The organism is Psychrobacter luti (assembly GCF_014192115.1).
In the GTDB taxonomy this organism is placed as follows: Bacteria; Pseudomonadota; Gammaproteobacteria; order Pseudomonadales; family Moraxellaceae; genus Psychrobacter; species Psychrobacter luti.
In genome coordinates, this window is record NZ_JACHXL010000001.1 from 904,315 (window position 1) to 924,636 (window position 20,322).

17 protein-coding genes and 2 riboswitches are annotated in these 20,322 nt (G+C 43.5%); of the genes, 8 read left to right on the forward strand and 9 right to left on the reverse strand.

The genetic code is table 11. From position 1 onward, the window contains the following. Nucleotides 1-15: 15 nt before the first annotated feature. The 3 genes from FHS24_RS03560 to FHS24_RS03570 all read right to left on the reverse strand — a co-directional run bounded on the left by FHS24_RS03560 (nt 16) and on the right by FHS24_RS03570 (nt 2,503). Nucleotides 16-882, reverse strand: a complete 867-nt coding sequence (locus FHS24_RS03560; protein WP_183618735.1) for an AAA family ATPase — start codon at nt 880-882, stop codon at nt 16-18. A 266-nt stretch (nt 883-1,148) separates the two neighbouring features. Continuing rightward, entirely contained in the window at nt 1,149-1,847 is a 699-nt protein-coding gene (locus tag FHS24_RS03565; protein ID WP_227671711.1) for a hypothetical protein, read from the reverse strand. 335 nt (nt 1,848-2,182) lie between these two features. Then, nucleotides 2,183-2,503 carry a YcgL domain-containing protein gene (locus FHS24_RS03570; RefSeq protein ID WP_183618737.1) on the reverse strand — a complete coding sequence of 107 codons (321 nt, stop codon included), beginning with the start codon at nt 2,501-2,503 and terminating at the stop codon, nt 2,183-2,185. 347 nt (nt 2,504-2,850) lie between these two features. Further along, nucleotides 2,851-2,986, forward strand: a riboswitch (glycine riboswitch). Nucleotides 2,987-3,040: 54 nt separating this feature from the next. Further along, nucleotides 3,041-3,192, forward strand: a riboswitch (glycine riboswitch). Between the two features lie 168 nt (nt 3,193-3,360). On the opposite strand from FHS24_RS03570, the gene gcvT reads away from it, so the two are divergent. From gcvT to gcvP, 4 genes are all read left to right on the forward strand, one after another. Beyond that, the gene (gcvT, locus tag FHS24_RS03575; protein ID WP_183618739.1) at nt 3,361-4,533 is read left to right on the forward strand and encodes a glycine cleavage system aminomethyltransferase GcvT; all 1,173 of its coding nucleotides are present in this window, start codon (nt 3,361-3,363) and stop codon (nt 4,531-4,533) included. A gap of 69 nt (nt 4,534-4,602) precedes the next feature. Next, entirely contained in the window at nt 4,603-4,983 is a 381-nt protein-coding gene (gene gcvH / locus FHS24_RS03580) for a glycine cleavage system protein GcvH (protein WP_011280078.1), read from the forward strand. A gap of 277 nt (nt 4,984-5,260) precedes the next feature. Further along, the gene (locus FHS24_RS03585) at nt 5,261-6,019 is read left to right on the forward strand and encodes a nitroreductase family protein (RefSeq protein WP_183618740.1); all 759 of its coding nucleotides are present in this window, start codon (nt 5,261-5,263) and stop codon (nt 6,017-6,019) included. A 77-nt stretch (nt 6,020-6,096) separates the two neighbouring features. Further along, nucleotides 6,097-8,994: an aminomethyl-transferring glycine dehydrogenase gene (gcvP, locus tag FHS24_RS03590; RefSeq protein WP_183618742.1), complete on the forward strand. Its 2,898-nt coding sequence runs from the start codon at nt 6,097-6,099 to the stop codon at nt 8,992-8,994. Nucleotides 8,995-9,106: 112 nt separating this feature from the next. On the opposite strand, the gene FHS24_RS03595 is transcribed toward gcvP, so the two are convergent. After that, on the reverse strand, nt 9,107-9,391 hold the full coding sequence (locus FHS24_RS03595; protein ID WP_183618744.1) for a hypothetical protein: 285 nt from the start codon (nt 9,389-9,391) through the stop codon (nt 9,107-9,109). A gap of 296 nt (nt 9,392-9,687) precedes the next feature. On the opposite strand from FHS24_RS03595, the gene FHS24_RS03600 reads away from it, so the two are divergent. Next, nucleotides 9,688-10,395: an esterase/lipase family protein gene (locus tag FHS24_RS03600; RefSeq protein ID WP_183618746.1), complete on the forward strand. Its 708-nt coding sequence runs from the start codon at nt 9,688-9,690 to the stop codon at nt 10,393-10,395. 34 nt (nt 10,396-10,429) lie between these two features. On the opposite strand, the gene FHS24_RS03605 is transcribed toward FHS24_RS03600, so the two are convergent. The 4 genes from FHS24_RS03605 to FHS24_RS03620 all read right to left on the reverse strand — a co-directional run bounded on the left by FHS24_RS03605 (nt 10,430) and on the right by FHS24_RS03620 (nt 14,397). After that, nucleotides 10,430-11,761 carry a ribonuclease D gene (locus FHS24_RS03605; RefSeq protein ID WP_183618749.1) on the reverse strand — a complete coding sequence of 444 codons (1,332 nt, stop codon included), beginning with the start codon at nt 11,759-11,761 and terminating at the stop codon, nt 10,430-10,432. A gap of 148 nt (nt 11,762-11,909) precedes the next feature. Continuing rightward, nucleotides 11,910-12,503 (reverse strand): recombination mediator RecR, encoded by a 594-nt coding sequence (gene recR, locus FHS24_RS03610; protein ID WP_183618750.1) that lies wholly within the window; start codon nt 12,501-12,503, stop codon nt 11,910-11,912. A gap of 197 nt (nt 12,504-12,700) precedes the next feature. Next, the gene (locus FHS24_RS03615) at nt 12,701-13,030 is read right to left on the reverse strand and encodes a YbaB/EbfC family nucleoid-associated protein (RefSeq protein ID WP_025651278.1); all 330 of its coding nucleotides are present in this window, start codon (nt 13,028-13,030) and stop codon (nt 12,701-12,703) included. Nucleotides 13,031-13,122: 92 nt separating this feature from the next. Then, a complete protein-coding gene (locus FHS24_RS03620; RefSeq protein ID WP_183618751.1) occupies nt 13,123-14,397 on the reverse strand; it encodes an O-succinylhomoserine sulfhydrylase in 1,275 nt (424 codons plus the stop codon). Between the two features lie 500 nt (nt 14,398-14,897). Between FHS24_RS03620 and FHS24_RS03625 the strand changes: the two genes are divergently transcribed. The 3 genes from FHS24_RS03625 (at nt 14,898) to dusA (ending at nt 19,369) form a co-directional block, all read left to right on the forward strand. Next, entirely contained in the window at nt 14,898-16,613 is a 1,716-nt protein-coding gene (locus FHS24_RS03625; protein WP_183618752.1) for a phospholipase D family protein, read from the forward strand. A 283-nt stretch (nt 16,614-16,896) separates the two neighbouring features. Next, on the forward strand, nt 16,897-18,198 hold the full coding sequence (locus FHS24_RS03630) for an MFS transporter (protein WP_183618753.1): 1,302 nt from the start codon (nt 16,897-16,899) through the stop codon (nt 18,196-18,198). Between the two features lie 199 nt (nt 18,199-18,397). Next, nucleotides 18,398-19,369 carry a tRNA dihydrouridine(20/20a) synthase DusA gene (dusA, locus tag FHS24_RS03635; RefSeq protein WP_183618755.1) on the forward strand — a complete coding sequence of 324 codons (972 nt, stop codon included), beginning with the start codon at nt 18,398-18,400 and terminating at the stop codon, nt 19,367-19,369. 96 nt (nt 19,370-19,465) lie between these two features. On the opposite strand, the gene FHS24_RS03640 is transcribed toward dusA, so the two are convergent. Then, a complete protein-coding gene (locus FHS24_RS03640) occupies nt 19,466-20,269 on the reverse strand; it encodes a CPBP family intramembrane glutamic endopeptidase (protein ID WP_406947775.1) in 804 nt (267 codons plus the stop codon). Nucleotides 20,270-20,322: the final 53 nt, after the last annotated feature.

Sequence of the window (20,322 nt, forward strand, 5' to 3'; positions counted from 1 at the left end):
CAAATGGTCTTTCGCTTAACGACGCATCATATTGGCAAAGCGCTGCAACAGACTCACATCAGCTTCGTTTTTGAGCAGTGCACCATATAATGGCGGAATAGACTTTTCACCACGCAAATTTTCTTCCAGCTCTTCTTGCGCCATATCATCTGCCAATAATAACGTTAACCAATCAACCAACTCTGACGTCGATGGTGGCTTTTTAAGCCCTTGAATATTACGCAATTTATAAAAGATATCCAATGCATCATTAACCAGCTTTTCTTGGATATCGGGGAAATGCACCTCAATAATTTGGCGCATGGTTGCTTCTTCTGGGAAATCGATATAATGAAAGAAACAACGACGCAAAAACGCATCTGGCAACTCTTTTTCATTGTTTGAAGTGATAATAACTACAGGACGTTGCTCGGCGGTAATGGTCTCGCCCGTCTCATAAACATAAAACGACATCTTATCCAGCTCATGCAGTAAGTCATTAGGGAATTCGATATCTGCTTTATCAATCTCATCAATCAATAACACACTGCGCTCTTTACTGGTAAAGGCGTCCCATAGCTTACCCGGCTTGATGTAGTTGCCAATCTCATAAACCTTATCATCGCCCATTTGCGAATCTCGCAAGCGCGATACCGCATCATACTCATACAGCCCTTGCTCAGCCTTAGTAGTCGATTTGATATGCCACGTAATCAGCGGCATACCCAAACTCTCAGCAACCTCTTCAGCTAATAATGTCTTACCAGTACCCGGCTCACCTTTGATAAGAAGCGGCTTTTGCAAAGTCATCGCTGCATTGACTGCTAACTGTAAATCATCGGTGGCAATATAGCTTTGCGTACCGGTAAAGGTTTTCTTGGTTTTATCGGTCGTGTTTGTCATAAACTAAGTCTCAGTTATTGTTATAAATTAAAGGGATTAAGGGGCAATTGGTGAATAAGAAATAATGAATTAGACTAGCACAGCTACTTTAATTGCCAAAATACTCATGCGTTCGCAGTTGCTAACAAATATTACTGATATCGTTTTAATAGTCATTAATTGCTTATATCCTCAACCAACAGAAAACGATTTTACATAAAAATGCTTCACATAAAAAAAGACACGCATGGTGTCTTCTATTTTAACTAATGCTGCTTAACTCTACTTTAAAGCCTATCAGACTTATCACTATCCGCTTGCTTCAATGGCTTATCATCTTTTTTTAAACTGACTTCAGCTGCAGGCTTACTTATTTCCGTCTTAGCCATTTCAGGTTTAGTTATTTCAGGCTTGGCCATTAATGCTGAATCAGCAGACGGCTCTGCTAAACCAGCATTGTCTGTTAAGTAATTACCCGTGGTTAGCTGCATCGTCGCTTGCGTATCTTCTGCGGTACGACTGCGGGCTTTATCTAAACTAGACTCAAACGCGCCGCGAATCAGTTGCCAAACAAAGCCAACAAACAGACCGACGACCAATACCACCAATATCGGCAACATATTAGCAATCGCGCCAGCCGTGTCTTTCATCATAATGGCGTAAACAACACTGATACTGGCCGGTGCAATCACGCTAGGGTCGCCAAGAGCTGTACCGGGAGCTAATAAAACGGCAAAGAGCATCATCCAGCTCATACCGCCGAGTGGACGCGGCAAAACCCGCGCAACTAGCAGCCAAAGTATCAAGACAATAATGACACCGCCCAGATACGCATACATGGGTAAGTCTGCGGCTGGAACGTCTTTTACCAGCTGCCCCCACCAAATCGCAATCTCGCCGAGAATGTCACTGATGGCTTCCAACGGTAAGCTGTGTAAGATACTTTTAAACCAGTCCATACGTGTTTGGTTACCTGCATTTATCACCGGCGACACGTTATGTGTCTAGCGGTATAGGGTACATTCTTTCGTACTAAAAATAGGGCCGACTACATCATCGACATCTGTACTGAATAGGCTGCTAGTTTATCACGACTTCTAAATAAAGTGCATGCTGAGCACTGTTTGGTAACGTTTTTTATCAATTGGTCATATCGCCAGTTAGCTTGTTATTAGCACCGATTATGACTGTTTATTACTGGCTGCCACTTGGCCACTGACCTATATTTACCTTCAGTTGCCGTTAGTTGCCTTATAAAATCAGACGTACTGTAAAATAAACTTGCCATACAACTTAATAGAAACGCTTTAAAATAAGCACATTAGTCGTAGATATTGTCTTGTGCTTCACGGGCGCGCAACTCGGCTTGACGGCGCATAACATCTTGCGGCGGCATTTGTACAAAATAGCCTTGTGATTGTAATTTCGCCAATACTTCTTCTTTATCAACACGCGCAAGCGTTTCCGTGGTTGCCAAATCTAGATGCATAACAAACTGACTGCGCCCTAAGCCTGCACGGAAGTCTTTCGGTAATACGCCAAGCCAGTCTTTAATCTCGTCGGTATCGTTAGGATAATCAGGACGAGCAATATAGACGTACATATCGTTGTGTTTGGGAAATTTGTAAATATCGCAATGCATAAAGGGCACCTATTGAGCACGAAAGGTTAAAAACCATCAATTAAAACAGTTATCAAATGACTGGTATTAAATAACCTGTATTAAATAGCTTAAATGAAATGAATGAGGAATACGGGAATAATGGTTGCTAGCCTAGCATAATTTGCCTGACTTTCAATAGTGGCTTTGCGTAGCAGGCTTTAAAGAGATGGCTTTTGATTGCCTTATGTTGCTTTGTACAGGCGCAAAAAATTGACCTTTTTAGCGGTTTATTTGCCTAAATATCTCTAAAAAAGCGCATTTTGGTTAAATTATTCACTTTAATCCATGCGGTGGCTTGTAAAAAAACCATTAACCTTTCATAATAAAAGCGTTTTTCAGGAGAGAGTCTTGGGCACGATGTCGAGTGCACTCATTTAATGAGTTGCGCTGATAGTTGTAACAAGACCACCGAAGGCGCATATACCCTGCCAATCGCTCAGGTAAAAGGACTGAAAGACACATGCCACGACTGTTTCGCTGTCTACCGTCAATCGCGTAGCACACTTAAACACAAGGCATAACAAATCTGGAGAGCGGTAAGGACGGACGACGCCTTACCCACCGAAGGGGAGAAAATGCGACATCATTGTTATCTTTTTGCAAATAGATGCTTAAAAAAAATGATGGTTCGTGTTGAAAATCTCAGGTTACAGGACAGATAGGGCTTTTGCTTAAACCGACGTTCAGCGCTGGTTTGGCTTACTGCTTTATCTTTTTTTTCTGTGCTACCCTTGGTTGCAATGCTTGCACCCTGCAATGTTGCTTCTCGCTACTATGATACTGCACATCGCTCATTACTCTACCGAGTACGACTGATGTACACATAAGGATTTGTTATGACCGACACTCAAAAAGCCAACAATTCAGCCCCTAAACGCACGCCTCTTTACCAGTCTCACGTTGATAGTGACGGCAAACTGGTGGATTTTTCTGGTTGGGAATTGCCAATCCATTATGGTTCACAAATCGAAGAACACGAAGCGGTGCGCACCGATGCCGGTATGTTTGATGTCTCACATATGGTCGTTGTTGATGTCAAAGGCGCTGACGCTAAAGCATGGCTCCAAAAGCTACTTGCCAATGATGTCGATAAATTAAAGACCGTCGGTAAAGCGTTATATTCTGGCATGCTCAATGAGCAAGGCGGCATCATCGATGACTTAATTGTTTACCTGATGAATGAAAACGCTACCGAATACCGTATCGTCTCAAACGCAGCGACCCGCGATAAAGACATGGTACAGTTTGAAAAAGTCGCTAAAGGTTTTGACATTACCCTTACCGAGCGTCCAGAGCTTGCGATGATTGCCGTACAAGGACCAAATGCGGTTGAAAAACTGGCGCAAGTTAAACCGAGTTGGGCAGATACTTTGGCTACCCTTAAGCCTTTCGTTGGTGCTGATTTAACAGACATCGAAGGCACAGATTGGTTCGTCGCTCGTACAGGCTATACCGGTGAAGATGGCGTCGAGGTCATTATGCATGGCGATGAAGCGCCGGCGTTCTTTGAGCAATTAAAAGCCAATGGCATAAAACCTGCCGGTCTTGGCGCTCGTGATACCTTGCGTATGGAAGCTGGCATGAACCTATATGGTCATGACATGGATGAAGATGTTAGCCCTTATGAGTGCAATATGGGCTGGACTCTAGCACTAAAAGACGAGCGTGACTTTATTGGTCGCAAGGCTATGGTCAGCAAACGCAAACAATCAAAAGATGACAATACCGCAATGAAGCAAGTCGGTCTATTAATGACTAGCCGTGGCGTGTTACGTGAAGGTATGGAAGTGACCATTAATCAAGGCACTGATAAAGAGCAAAAAGGTATCATTACTAGTGGTACTTTTTCTCCTAGTCTCAAAAACTCCATCGCCATCGCCCGTGTTCCTGCTACCCTAGCAGACGATGACAACGTACAAATTGATTTGCGCGGTAAAGGTAAGTTTGTCGATGTACGCGTACTTAAACTACCGTTTGTCCGTAACGGCAAGCAGCAGTTTGACTCGTAGTCATTATAAATTCTATTATTAGCTTCCACTATTTTTGTTAACCATCCTCTATCACTTAGGAGAGAGACCATGAGCAATATCCCAGCAGAACTAAAATACATCGCCAGCCACGAGTGGCTACGCCTAGAAGACGACGGTACTATAACTGTTGGTATCACTGACCATGCTCAAGACCTATTGGGTGACGTGGTGTTTGTTGAATTGCCAGACGTGGGCGACATCATCGCCGTTGACGACGAAATCTCAGTCGTAGAATCAGTAAAAGCTGCCTCTGACGTTTATGCGCCTATCTCAGGCGAAGTCGTTGCCATCAACGAAGCACTAGAAGACGATCCAGAAATCATCAACTCTGACCCATACGGTGAAGGTTGGTTCTTTAGAATGAAGCCTGACAACATCGCTGACTACGAAGCGCTGCTGACTGCTGATGAGTACGAAAACGAGCTGTAATATCAGCTTTGCTCACTCGCATAAAAGCGGTATTTGACTGAAATGAAATATCGCTATTTGCAACCTTAAAGAATGTAGCTTAAAAAATATAACTTGTTATGACAGATATTGGCGTCAGCTGATATCTGTGCGTTTTTATCTAAAATACTTATCGCTCAATTGACTACTGCCAACCGCTATTCTATTTACTCGTATTCATCACTTGTCAGACACTATTGAAAAGTTGCACTCAATACTGACCTAAGTTGATCATTCAATCCCCAGTATGGATTCTAATATGACCTCTAGCACTGATAAGCAAGCAAGTTTTGCCACTCCTGATAATACCCCGCAGCTGCAAGCGTTTCGCGAAGTGGTTGAGTCACGTCGTTCCGTTCGTCGTTTTACCGATACACCGATACCTGATGACGTGTTAACAGATTGTCTACGTTTGGCCATGCTAGCGCCGAACTCGAGTAATCTGCAGCCGTGGGAATTTTATGTGATTGACGATGCGGACAATCGCAAACGAGCAGTAAAGAACTGCATGAATCAAAATGCGGCAAAAACCGCAGCACGCTTAATTGCGATCGTTGCTCGTACCGATGTCTGGCAGGATCATGCTCAGCAGATATTGCGCGAATACCCTGATACGCCAGTGCCAAAAAAAGTCAAAGACTACTATAACAAAGTCGTTGCCTTGGATTTTTTGCGAGGTCCTGCCAACGTAGTCTCAGCGGTCAAATGGAGTGCCACTCAAGTATTTAGACGCGTAAAAGGTCCGATTAAGTCACCTTATTACACTTTTGAAGACACCAAAAACTGGGCCACCAACAATGCTTCCCTTGCCGCTGAAAACCTAATGCTTGCCCTACGCGCACACGGTTTTGATAGCTGTCCAATGGGCGGCTTTGATGAGCCTGCTATGAAACGCTTATTAGATTTAAGCGGCGACCAACATATCATTATGATGATTGGTGCTGGTGAGCGCGCTGACAATGGCGTCTACAACACCCAGTTCCGCTTTGACCAAGAGCAGTTTGTCCATTACGTATAAACCTGTAAGCCATCATTATTTATTCTTGTTAGTTATTTTAGCCAATCCCTTTATTATTCCCTTAACCAAGGACTGTCATGACTATTTCTCAAAACCCAACGTTTGATACCTTTAAAGGTTTATTCAACGAAGCTGAATTTGTCTATCGTCATATAGGCTCGAATGAAACCAAGCAAGCTGACCTGCTCAGCGCAGTTGGCTATAAAGACATGGCGAGCTTCATTAACGATACCGTGCCTGAGCCTGTGCGGTTGCATAAAGAGCTAGATTTGCCAGTCGCGATGAGTGAGCATGCTGCCCTAGCTAAATTGCGCGCGATGGCAGATGACATCACGGTTAATAAGAGCTATATCGGTCAAGGCTACTCGCCCGTGCGCATGCCAGCGGTTATTCAACGCAACGTCCTTGAAAACCCAGGCTGGTATACCGCTTATACGCCTTATCAAGCAGAAATCGCCCAAGGTCGTCTAGAAGCATTGCTAAACTTCCAGCAAGTTTGTATTGACTTGACTGGTTTGGAGATGGCTGGCGCGTCATTACTTGACGAAGCAACGGCCGCAGCAGAAGCGATGGCGATGTCAAAGCGTGTGAGCAAGAGCAAATCAAACCAGTTTTTTGTTGATGACCGCATTTATCCACAAACCTTAGATGTCATCAATACTCGTGCCAAATATTTCGGTTGGGAGGTTGTTGTTGGTGATTTTGAAACCGCCAAATCAGGTGATTATTTCGGTGCTATTTTCCAATACGTCGGTCAAGAAGGCGATGTGAAAGACTTAACCGACGTTATCACGGCGGTAAAGAAAAATAAAACTTACGTGAGCGTTGTCAGCGACATCATGAGCTTGGTGTTATTAAAATCACCAGCCGATATGGGTGCAGACGTTGCATTAGGTAGCACCCAGCGCTTTGGTATTCCAATGGGCTTTGGTGGTCCGCACGCCGCCTACTTTGCCTTCTCTGATAAAGCCAAGCGCTCAGCACCTGGTCGTATCATTGGCGTCTCTAAAGATTCGCAAGGCAATACTGCCTTACGTATGGCACTGCAAACTCGTGAGCAGCATATCCGCCGCGAAAAAGCCAACTCAAACATCTGTACCTCACAAGTCTTACTAGCCAACCTCGCCGGTATGTACGCCGTTTATCATGGTCCAGGTGGCGTTAAGCGTATCGCTACTCGTATCCATGCGTTTGCTACTGCCTTCGCTGATGTTATTAAACAAGCCAACGATAGCAATCTAAATGTGGTACATGACCAGTTCTTCGATACGGTTGTTGTTGATTGTGGTTCAGAGAAACTTGCGACGCAGATTTTTGAAAATGCGGACAATGTCGGCTATAACTTATGGCGTTTGGGCGACAATAAGCTTGGCGTCGCGTTTAGTGAAATCAGTGATGAGCAGGACTTTAATGTCTTAACTCAGCTATTTGTCAGCAAATCACATGACTTACCTGAAACTGCTAGCGTATCACTTGATAGCACTCACTTGCGTACCGATGACATTTTGAGCCATCCAGTATTTAACTCGCATCATACCGAGCATGAAATGCTGCGCTACTTAAAATCGCTTGAAGATAAAGATTTGGCGATGAACCGTAGCATGATTTCACTTGGTAGCTGTACCATGAAATTGAATGCTACCAGCGAGATGCTACCGATTACTTGGCCTGAATTTGCCAATGTGCATCCATTTGCACCGCGCGATCAAGTCACGGGCTACATTGCAATGATTGATAGCTTACAAGAGCAACTTAAAGCCATCACCGGTTTTGATGAAGTGTCTATGCAGCCGAACTCCGGCGCTTCGGGTGAATATGCTGGTTTATTAGCAATCCGTCGTTACCATGAGTCATTGGGCGAAACAGACCGTGATGTTTGCTTAATTCCTCAGTCAGCGCACGGTACCAACCCTGCTACCGCAATGATGATGGGTATGAAAGTAGTCGTGGTCAAAACCGATGACAACGGTAACGTAGACATCGATGACTTGACGGCTAAATGTGAAGAACACAGTGCCAATCTAGGTGCCTTGATGATTACTTATCCATCGACGCATGGCGTGTTTGAAGAAGGTATCCGTCATATTTGCGATTTGATTCATAAGCATGGTGGTCAGGTCTATATGGATGGCGCCAACATGAATGCGCAGGTCGGCATGATGCAGCCTGCAGATGTTGGAGCAGACGTACTGCATATGAACTTGCACAAAACCTTCTGTATCCCACATGGCGGCGGCGGTCCTGGCATGGGCCCTATCGGTATGAAAGCACACTTAGCACCATACATGGCCAACCATACCTTGAGCCCTGTACACAATGCGCAAAATGATTGCTCAGCCGTATCAGCAGCACCTTATGGTTCAGCAAGTATTTTACCTATCTCATGGATGTATATTGCCATGATGGGCCGTGATGGTTTGCTAAAAGCCACTGAGCTTGCGCTATTAAATGCTAACTATGTTGCCAGTCAGCTTAAGGACCACTACCCTGTTCTTTATACTGGTAAAAACGGTCGCGTCGCTCACGAATGTATCATCGATATTCGCCCGTTGAAGGAAGAAACTGGCATCACTGAAAGCGATATTGCTAAGCGCTTGATGGATTATGGTTTCCACTCGCCAACGATGAGTTTCCCAGTAGCGGGCACCTTGATGATTGAGCCAACGGAGTCTGAATCTAAAGAAGAGTTAGATCGCTTTATCAGTGCGCTACAATCTATCAAAGCCGAAGCGATGAAAGCCAAAGCTGGCGACGATGGTTGGACGTTAGAGGACAACCCATTAGTCAATGCACCGCATACCGCGGCGATGATTACCAGTAGCGAATGGTCGCATCCGTACAGCCGTGATACAGCTGCATTCCCACTGCCTTACATTCGTGCCCATAAGTTCTGGCCAAGTGTGGCACGTGTTGATGATGCTTATGGTGATAAGAACCTCATGTGCTCTTGCCCAAGTATCGAAAACTATATGTAGTTTTCAAATAAGTATAAACAGTTGATATAAAAATAAACCTCCAAGTCAGTTACTGATTTGGAGGTTTTTATTTTGCCTATAAATTGTCAACATTTTTCGCTGTTGCTTAGGCTTAACCACCCAACCAACCTTTATCTAGACCACATTCTATCCAGCTCACTTTTACGTGATCTGTAATGTTAGCATTAGGATAAGTAAATGCCCCGCCACCAAGATAAAGCTCATCGCCAATCTTATAGGGTTTTCCTTCAAACAGTAGACTCTCTTTATCTGCATCCCACGAAAATGAAGTATCCGCTAATACCAATAAATATGTATTGTCTTTCGTCGTTAGCTCTTTACTATCCCTAGTCAAAGCAAGACAGTTATTAACAACTGTTAAATATCCAGATACCATAGCTGTAAACCGACCGTGATATTTAGTTGGTGACCAAGTAGCAATTTGTAGAAGTGGCTCAACTACTAACGGTTGGCTAACTATTGGTACGCTTGCCAGAACAAACACAGGCTTTTCTAACTCTTGGCTAACGCATCCTGATAGCGATAGAACCGCGAATATTAAGAAAAAAGACCCTAGATAATTTGACAACCTTTACCCCTAAAAAGTTAATATAACAGAACCTGTCTGCCCGTTTATTTTAATAAACAAGCGTCGATAATAGATCTTATGATATTACTGATTTGGATATTTTTATGCAACAAAAAGCGTCTAAACAAAAAAGCCGCGTCATTCTGATTCATGGTCTGCATCAAACCGCTTGGATTATGCGGCCATTGGCCAAACGCTTGCAAGTAGCAGGATTTGACACCCATCAGTATGGCTATCGTAGTATGCGTGATGGCATCAAAACCAATAGCGCTCGCCTAAATGACTGGCTAGAAAACCATCATCACCCTGACCAACCTATAGATTTGGTCGGTCATAGTTTGGGTGGTTTGGTTATTCGTGATTTTGTCACTGCATATCCGAAATGGCAGATAGGACGCTGCGTAACGCTTGGGACACCGCATTTAGGTAGTGTTTGTGCAGATTATATTTGGCGTTTGACCCCAGCTGTGGTGGGGCGCTCGTACGTCGATGCGCTAGATGGCATGGTCGCGCCCTTACCGGAGCATATTACCTTAGGCGTAATTGCCGGTAATCGTCCTTATGGCTTAGGTCAGCTGTTTTTGCAATATCATAATCGCAAACTGTGTAAGACAAATAATATGCCATCAGCAGAACATCTACTACACGATGGCACAGTATATATAGAAGAAACCAAAATAGAGGCAGCCACTGATCATATTGTTTTACCCGTATCACACACTGGGATGCTGGTCGATAAAACAGTGGCCGCACAAACCAAGTATTTTTTACAACATGGACAGTTTGACCATAGCGAGCTTAAGCATTTATAAACACTAAGCACTCATAAATGCTAACCTTTATTGCTTATCGAACATTGATACCCATACCCTGCTGTAACTCGGTTTTATGCGCTTGAATCACCGGAATCAAGGTTTGCATCACCCACTCATTGCGCCAGCCTTTTAATCCTTCTGGTAGCTCGCTTAGGTCTTTATCAAAGGCCATCACTTCATAAAGCTGCGCTAGCCATTTTTTACGCATCAATACATTGGCAGGTACGCCAATTTTTTCTGCTTGCTTATCTATCGCGTGTTGTACCGCTTTTGACAGTACTTTATTTTTTGAGCGATACGGTGGCAACAGACAATCCGGATGCTCAGCAGGATGCAGATTTTTTGCTTCTTTAATGACTTTAAGCAATTCTTCACCATATAGGCGCAGCATACTACGGTGCATCGTGGTTTTGTGCGCCAGCTCTCGCATACTGTTTGGTTTTTCCGTGATAATCTCACGTACTGCTTGTTTTTTTATCACAAAAGTACGCGGCTGATTGGTCGCGCGTGCTAGCTCCTCACGCCACGTTGCTACTGCTTGTAGTATCGCCATTTGCTCAGAGGTATAGCGATAATCTGCCATCGTTAGATACATCGCCTCGTCTTCAACGTGCTGCGCGTCATACAAATCACTGGCATAAAGCTGGCAGTCCGCCCATACATATTCAAACAGACCTTGCTTTTTTAGCTCATATTCGAGACTTAGATATAAAGCTGGCAAAAATCTTACGTCATCAATCGCATATTGCTCTTGCTCATCTGATAGCGGACGCTGTAGCCAGTCTGACTGACTATGTTCTTTATCGATATGCATATCTAACTGGTCATCAAGCGCCTGCTGATAGCCCATTTGCAATTGACCGGTTAAATATGACAGGGCAATTTGCGTATCAAAGATATTGGTCAGTGGCGGACAACCAGACAGTAGATAAAAAATCCCTAAATCCTCGCCGCAGGCATGCCAAATCGCCACATCCACTTTCATCAGCGCTTGCCATAGCTCAGCCAACTGTAATTGCGGAGCATCTAACAAATAAATATGATTACCTGTGTTGAGCTGCACCAATGCCAAACGCGGATAATAAGTATCGCGCTTGATAAACTCGGTATCTAACGCTACCCGCCCGCAAGTCGCCAAGGCATCGATAACTTCCTTTAAACCATCTTGCTGACGTACCCAGGTGACCGCAGCTTCATCGGCGATATCTAGCAGTGCATCGATATCTGGCTCGGGCGGCAAATCTGCGGGCGCTACCTCATTATTGACTGATGGTTTTGAGGGCTCATCATCAGTAGCAGCAGTATTGTCTGAGAGATTTGATGGGATAGCAGCAGTTGAAGCTGTTGAAGCATGGTTGGACACGGGCAGATACCTGCATAAATAGGAGAAAATAAGACACTAAATTGCGTCTTAATAAAAGTGGATAAGAAAACAATTATAACAATTTCATGAAATAAAATGGATAAGACTTGGCTTTTATAGAGAATTCATGAAATTGCTATATTTAATACTACAAGAATGAGCGATTTTGCATGGCTTGCCCAAGGGTCATACTATCAAGGTACTCAAGCTCGCCGCCCATTGGTACGCCTTGTGCCAAGCGAGTGACTTTATTAACATGACGACCGACCGCTTCACTGATAAAGTGTGCCGTCGTTTGACCCTCAACGGTAGTACCAGTTGCCAATATCAACTCTTCAACAGGCTCTTGCTTAACCCGCCAAACTAGCTGGTCAATGTTTAAATCATCAGCACTGATGCCGTCTATCGGTGATAAGTGACCGCCTAAAACGAAATAGCGCCCACGGTAACCCGCAGTTTGCTCGATAGCCATCACATCTGCGGCGGTTTCGACCACGCATAACAGGCCATTATCACGCCTTGGATCTTGGCATAATGGACAAACTGCTTCATCACTGAAGCTGTGGCAACGCTGGCATTCGACGATATCGCGCATCGCCTCATCAAGCGCTTGCGCGAGCGCCATACCTTGTGGGCGTTTTTTGGTAAGCAGATGTAGCGCCATACGTTGGGCACTTTTTTGCCCCACGCCCGGCAAAATACGCAGCTGTTTAACCAGCTGATCAAATTTGGCTGTCAGCAAAGTAACTTCCTTTATTTAACTTAATTTATAAATCGTAGCTATAAAAATGGGGTCGTATCGTGTCGATAACAACCCCATTTTTGTTTTCAATCAGCAGTTTTTCGAGCTTAGAAGCTTAATATTTAACGGCTTTGTTTTTTAAAAATTAGTCTTTAAAATTTTCGTCTTTAAAAACTTAGCGCTTAAAATCTAGCTACTTAGAACATGCCTTGCATACCTGGTGGTAAACCCATACCTGAGGTCGCGCCAGCCATGGTTTCTTCGTATAGCTCATCCGCTTGACGGACGGCATCATTGATCGCAGCAGCGATTAAGTCTTCGATCATATCTGGCTCATCTTCCAATAAGCTTGGATCGATGGTCAAACGCTTAACCACGTGACGACCCGTCATAGTAACTTTTACTAGACCACTGCCCGCTTCGGCTTGAACTTCTTTATTCGCCAATTCTTTCTTAGCGTTTTCAACGTTTGCTTCAACTTTTTTTTGCATCGTTTGTGCTTGTTGCATCAATGCTTGAATATTCATAGTTGCCTCTTTGTATTTTGTCTTAATGCGTATAATAATGAATCGTCATTAATTACGTAAACCTGATGTTAATTGCGATTATACCTTTATCTTTACAAACTGTCTAAACCACGCGCCAAATCTTTGATGATATCTTCCACATCTTCTAAGCCTACCGACAGACGGATAAGACTATCATTAACGCCTGCCTCTGCGCGTGCCTCAGGCGTCAGACGAAAATGGGTAGTAGTCGCCGGATGAGTGATGGTGGTTTTGGCATCGCCCAAATTATTGGTGATAGAAACCATTTGCGTTGAGTCAATCACATGCCACGCAGCGGCTTTTGAATCAGCGCTATTAGAAGCCTTCACTTCAAAGCCCATGATAGCACCGTAGCCACCTTTCATATGATGTTGACGCGTTACCAATTCGTGAGCGGGATGATCGCTCAAACCTGAAAAATGCACGGCACTGACATTGGGATGATTGACCAAAAACTCTGCCACTTGATTGGCATTCTGACAATGCGCTTGCATGCGCAGTTTCAGCGTCTCAAGCCCCTTAGTAAAGACCCATGCGTTAAATGGGCTCATACTAATACCGCCTGAGCGTACCACGGTAAATGCTTCTTGCATCAGCTTATCATTGCCAACCAATGCGCCGCCCAATACACGACCTTGTCCATCTAAATACTTGGTCGCAGAATGAATGACCACATCAGCACCCAAATCTAATGGACGCTGCAATGCTGGGGTGGCAAAGCAGTTATCAACGACCAATAAGATATCATTTGCTTTACACAGCTGACTTAAATATCCAATATCACAAATCTGTGCCAGTGGATTGCTAGGACTTTCACAGTAAATAACTTTGGTATTCGGCTGCACAGCCTTTGCCCACGCCTCATTATCGAAGCAATCGACATAGCTGACTTCAACGCCGAACTTTGCCATATAGTTATTGAACAAACCAATCGATGAGCCAAATAGTTGATTGGCAGCGAGCAAATGATCGCCCGCTTTTAGGTAGGCTAAGCACATGGTCAAAATCGCACCCATACCTGAAGCCGTCGCAACGGCGCGCTCACCATTTTCAAGCGCCGCTAAACGACGCTCAAAGGTACGGACGCTTGGATTGGTATGGCGTGAGTAAACGTTGCCCGTCTTATCTCCATTAAAATGGGCTGCCGCGTCTGCTGCCGACTCATAAACATAAGAGCTGGTGGTGAAAATAGCTTCTGAATGCTCGCCCTCGTCGGTACGATGCTGCCCTGCCCGTACTGCTATCGTCTGCATACCATAATCGAGTTCTAGATTGAGCGCGTCACTGCGCCAGTTAGGGTCTACTTTATTCAAATTTTTATCATCATGCACTTGCGACTGGCTCATAAATTTTCCATTGCACTGGTTATTATTAAACATACGGCTTATTTCGCTTATAAACAGCATTTGTTCGCGTTATCATAGCATGGCAACTTATTCCAAACAGCTGGTTTCAAAGGCCTGCTAAATATTATTTTTGAATACTATAGGATTAGCTCTTAGCATTAGGTATTCAGAAATTATTGTTAAGTATTTAGAATGAGGTATTAATGACTTGATACTAAAAATACCCGATGCATTTATAAGGATAAGATGCAAGCGCAGACGATGACTATTCGATGTGGTTATCATGACCCAATAACGTGTTTTATCTAACAAAAATAACGTATTTATAATAGGCACAGATGACAACAGCTGCTAAGCTTAGCGGCGCTTTGAATATTGCTTTGAGCGATATTATCACCCGCTTCGTAATCAGTGCTATCATCGGTAAAAACAGCAAGCAACGTTAAGTCCATTATTCACAAGTATGTCATTACATTCAGGCTCATTAAGGTATCTCATTTATGTCGATGTTTAGTATAGAACCAAGCAACTTATCGCTGAGTCTAACACTGGGACTCACCTTGAGTCTTAGTGGCTGTCAGAGTTTACCAAAGCAGCCGCATTTGCCTGAAAGCCAAGCTTTATCAGCGCGTGTTGATGCTCTATATAAGCAAAGCAATGAGCCACAAGATGCGAGCACTGAAGGTAACAGTCAAAGTGGTAGCAATAAAAATAGTAACAATCAAGACAACAGCCAAGAAAATAGCCCAAATACCAATCCAAAAATTGACAGTACGGATTTGGTGGCGGCGATTAGTGAACAAAGTGAGATTCACCCTGATTTATCTGGCTACCATCCGATTGTGACTGGCGCCAATGCGTTTGCGTCACGCAGTATTTTGACCAGTATGGCCACCCGAAACATCGACGCGCAATACTATATTTGGCACGATGACCAAGCCGGACAGCTGATGCTTAAAGACTTGTGGGATGCCGCAGAGCGCGGAGTTATTGTGCGCTTGTTGCTCGATGATTTTAATAATAATGCCAAATTCGATCAGCATTTATTACGCTTTGCTAGTCATCCTAATATCGCCGTGCGTATTATTAATCCCTTGATGTACCGTAAATTTCAAACTTTAAACTTCGTGACAGGTTTACCGCGAATCAATCGACGCATGCACAATAAAAGCATGATTTTTGATAAGCAAATCACCATTATTGGTGGGCGTAATATCGGTGATGAATACTTAAGTAACGATAAAAACAGCCAGTTTGCTGATTTAGATGTTTTATTGATAGGTAAAGTCGTCGCTGATATTGACAATAGCTTTGCAAGCTACTGGTCGGCACCGATCTCATTTGATATTCAAACCTTAGCGACCCTTGATAAAGGCGAAACCACGGATTTTTTAGAGGGCTTAGATAAGTTAAGAGTTGATGAGAAAAACAACAGCAAAAGTAGCTTAGATGTCTATAAAACCGCTATCGAAGATTCTTCTATTGATACTGATTTAATCAATAAGCGCGTGCCCTTTCGCTGGACGGACATGCAATTCTTGAGTGATGATGTGGGTAAACTGACCAAGACCGTCCCAGCAGATACCAACTTGGTGCATCAGCTGCGCACTTTATTGGGTAGCCCGACCAAGCGCCTGACTATTATCTCATCTTACTTTGTACCGACCAAGGATGGTGTCAAGACGTTGGTTGCCTTAGCTGAAGCGGGCATTGATATCAAGATTTTGACTAACTCATTTGATGCCACCGATGTGACTGCCGTGCATTCTGGCTATAGTCAATGGCGTCCTAACCTGCTGCGTGCAGGGGTAAAAATCTACGAGCTAAAATCTACCGCTTCTGAAGAAAAACGCGAAAACAAGCTTTGGAAAGCGCGCAGTCAATCGTCAACCAGTTTGCATGCAAAAACTTTTGCCGTTGATGATTATCAAGTATTTATCGGCTCGTACAATGTCGACCCGCGCTCCGCAAATATCAATACCGAGATGGGCGTGATTATCAATGATGATGAGCTGGCAAAACAGTTACACGGTGCGCTCAGCGATGACTTATTAAGCCAAGCTTATGAAGTCAAGTTATTAGAAAATGGTAATTTGCAGTGGCATACCGTGGAAGATGGCAAAAAAGTCATTTATGATTCAGAGCCACGCGTCGATATCAGTGACCATGTATGGCTCACCATCATGTCATGGTTACCGATTGACTGGTTATTATAATTGTCAGCTCATTTAGCTTTAACTCCTTTAACTTGAATTAGTTTTAGCTTGAATGAATCAGTTTCGTTTATAAGCGCTTATTTACAAATTGTCTATAGCGACAATAACTTGAGCGAGATATGTTAAGCCGATAATCTAATGCTGCAGTATTTTTTAGTGCCAGACCTTATCGTTGCGGCAAATCATTAGCCAGTTATATTGATTTGCCGTTTTTTATTATGGCCGGTTATCTAGATGGTGACTTGCTTAACAAACTCTTCCCTATGTGGATGCGTGATATATTATGCCTTCTCGTTCTCAATATGCTCTGATGTCCTCTAAAGATAGGAATGCCGTACTGTTTGTTTGCTTTAGCAGCGCGGTCGCGTTTTTTGATTTTTTGATTTATTTATATCTTGCAAATATCATCGCCGCCACCTTTTTACCTGCCAATGCTGACTCTACAGTGGCCAGTATGCAAGGGCTTGGGCTTTTTGCGATTGGGTATTTGGCACGTCCATTTGGCGGTATTATCTTTGGCCGCTTTGGTGATATCAAAGGTCGAAAACCGCTCTTATTAATCAGTATATTGGTCACTGCGGCAAGCTTATTGGCAATGGCATGCTTACCAACGCATGCACAATGGGGCTTAGTTGCGCCCGTCATATTTATTGCCTTACGTCTGATACAAGGGATGGCATTTGGCGTTTTTGTACCGCTTGCTTGGGTTTTTGTCTCAGAACACGTGCCGCGCCAATATTTATCAATCGCCTGTGGCTATGTGACCGCAAGCTTCTATGTTGGTGTGTTATTCTCCAACGCCTTTTTTCTTTGGCTGACCAATGCGATGACCACCGAGCAATTGGCTGATTATGGTTGGCGTATACCATTTTTTATCGCAGCATTTCTGAGCGTTTTACCTTTGTTGGCATGGCGCTGGATAGATGAGTCACCGTTTTTTATTGCCATGAAAGCATCAAAACCACGCGATTATGTGGTCAAACCCTTTACCCTGCTCTTCAAACATTGTAAGCATTCTATCTTTATCGGGTTGGTTTTGACCCTCATTGTCGCTAGTATCACGACCGTTATCGTCCTGTTATTACCGGATTTAATTGAGTTGCGCTTTACCCTAGATAATGACTTGTTTGGATTTTCACACAGTCTTGGCATTGTGTTTATGATTTTCGGCTGTGTGTTTTATGGCATCATATCCAATCATCAAAATTTTGGTAAAGTATTGGCGATTGGCTCTGTCTTATTAATTGTGCAAATGCTTGCTTTCTTTTATCATCTACAAGCCAGTGGCGACTATATTCTGATTATGTATGCGCTTTTAGGTTTTTGCGCTGGCGTCGTTGGCATGATACCCGCTATCCTTGTGCAGCTATTTCCAACCAATGTACGTCTGACAGGCATGTCACTTTGTTATAATCTGTCTTACGGTCTCGTCGGGGTATTGGTTCCTTTCGCGCTTGGTTACGCCACTTTATATATCAGTTTCTCACCCGCCCTGTATATCGTATTTATCGGCTTCATTGGCATCATTATGGGCATTTATTTTTATAATTTGCCAGAATTTAGAAAAATCAATGAGGTTATTTAAGAATTAGCTATATCATAGTAGCTATGTCATTTAACTCTACTTTGCTTGACCATTGATTTTTTCATCGTTCAACCAATATAACTTTAGTAATAAAAAAGCGCCCTGCCTCTATCAGACATGGCACTTTATCAACTGTTTTTTAAATATATATAAAAATGCACCTAAAAGTATTCATGCTTAATAACGAGGCTTATTCATAATGGTTGATATGACCAACAAACGACTCTCTGTTGCGCCAATGATTGATTGGACAACAACAGATTATCGCTACTTTGCACGGCTGTTTAATCCGCACGTTTATCTTTATACCGAGATGATTAGCACCGGTGCGCTGATACATGGCAATCGCGCACGGCATTTGCGCTTTGATACGCTTGAGCATCCGCTGGTGCTACAATTGGGCGGCGCAGATATTAGTGAGATGACCCAATGCGCTGAATTTTCCCAGCAGCATGGCTATGATGAGGTCAATATTAACGTTGGCTGTCCGTCTGATCGCGTCCAACATAATAAGATTGGTGCTTGTCTAATGGCAGAGCCGCATACGGTTGCTGATTTGGTCAAGCATATGCAGGCAGCGGTTGATATTCCGGTGACCGTCAAGCATCGTATTGGTATCGATGATTTTGACAGTTACGAGTTTATGGTAGATTTTGTCGAAAAAGTAGCAGCTGCAGGTTGTACGCGCTTTATTGTCCATGCGCGTATGGCGTGGCTACAGGGCTTGAGCCCGAAGCAAAATCGCGAAATACCGCCTTTACGTTATGATGATGTTTACCGTCTTAAGCAGGATTTCCCTGCGCTTGATATCGAAATTAATGGCGGTATCGAAACGGTTGCTGATATTAAAGCGCATTTACAGCATGTCGATGGAGTAATGATTGGACGGGCGTTTTATCATAACCCCTACTTGTTGGCAGAAGCTAATAGCTTATGGGGCGAACCTAGCCCTAAGCGCTCAGATATTTTAGCAAAGCTATATCCTTATTTAGAAGAACAAGTCGCTAAAGGTGAAGCTCTACCAACGATGACGCGGCATTATTTAGGGTTGTTCCAAGGTTTGATGGGTGCTCGCAGGTGGCGACAGGCATTAAGCGGCAAACCTCAATTGACGATTGACGATATTAAAAGAGCCGCTGAAGAAGTCTTAGCACTTAACCCAGATGCTTAAAGATAAGTAACTACCCTTCTCGCATAAAACTATGGGTAAATGGCCAATTGGTAAAAATATCTACCAATTGGCCGTTAATCATTTATATATAGGTATCTAAGTAACTTGCGCTAAATACTGCCACATGGCTGCCCCATTATTAATAATATGTAGCAACATAGGCAGTACTAGCGAGCCTGACTTGATGCGCGCGTAGCAAAATATCAATGCCAATACCACAATGGTACTAATTTCATAAATACCATATTGCAAGTGAATCACTGCAAATATTAAGCTGGTAACTAAACTAGCTACTATTACCCCGCGATGCTCTGCATAGGTTGCGTCCGAGAATTGCTCTGCGATAGCAGACCATAATAATCCGCGAAATATAAGCTCTTCGTAAATTGGCGCGACAATCACCATCGCAAATATCAATATCCACACCGAGCTGACAGACTGATATAAAGGGTCAACGAAAACCAGTGGCGATTTATCAAGTAGGTAAGTTAATGCCTGACTGCCAATCATAAATATCAGCAGCAATCCTAGCATGCCGATACCTAACGTCCATGAGAAGGGCTTTAGCGCCAGATACTGTTTTACATTCCCGCCTCTCACACGAATCAACAACACGCTGATTGCTACCAATAATACACATCCGATGATGATAGAAAGACTTACTACCGTGCCATCATTACTACCAAAAAAGAAAATATCGCCCATGGTTGCATTTTTAGCAGCAGGCAATACCAGTTTACCGGCGATATATACGCCGATTAATTGACTGATAAAAAATGTCACTACCATGCCTATGACCAACAGCAACGCACCCAAGCGTGAAAATAGTGGTGCAGGCTTAGCTGCTTTAGTCATAACAGATGAGATCATAACAGGTTTTGTGGTCGCATCTTTTAGCATAAAGTTGTCACTCAAAAAGGTGTACTAGCTGCCTACATAATATTTATTAAGAG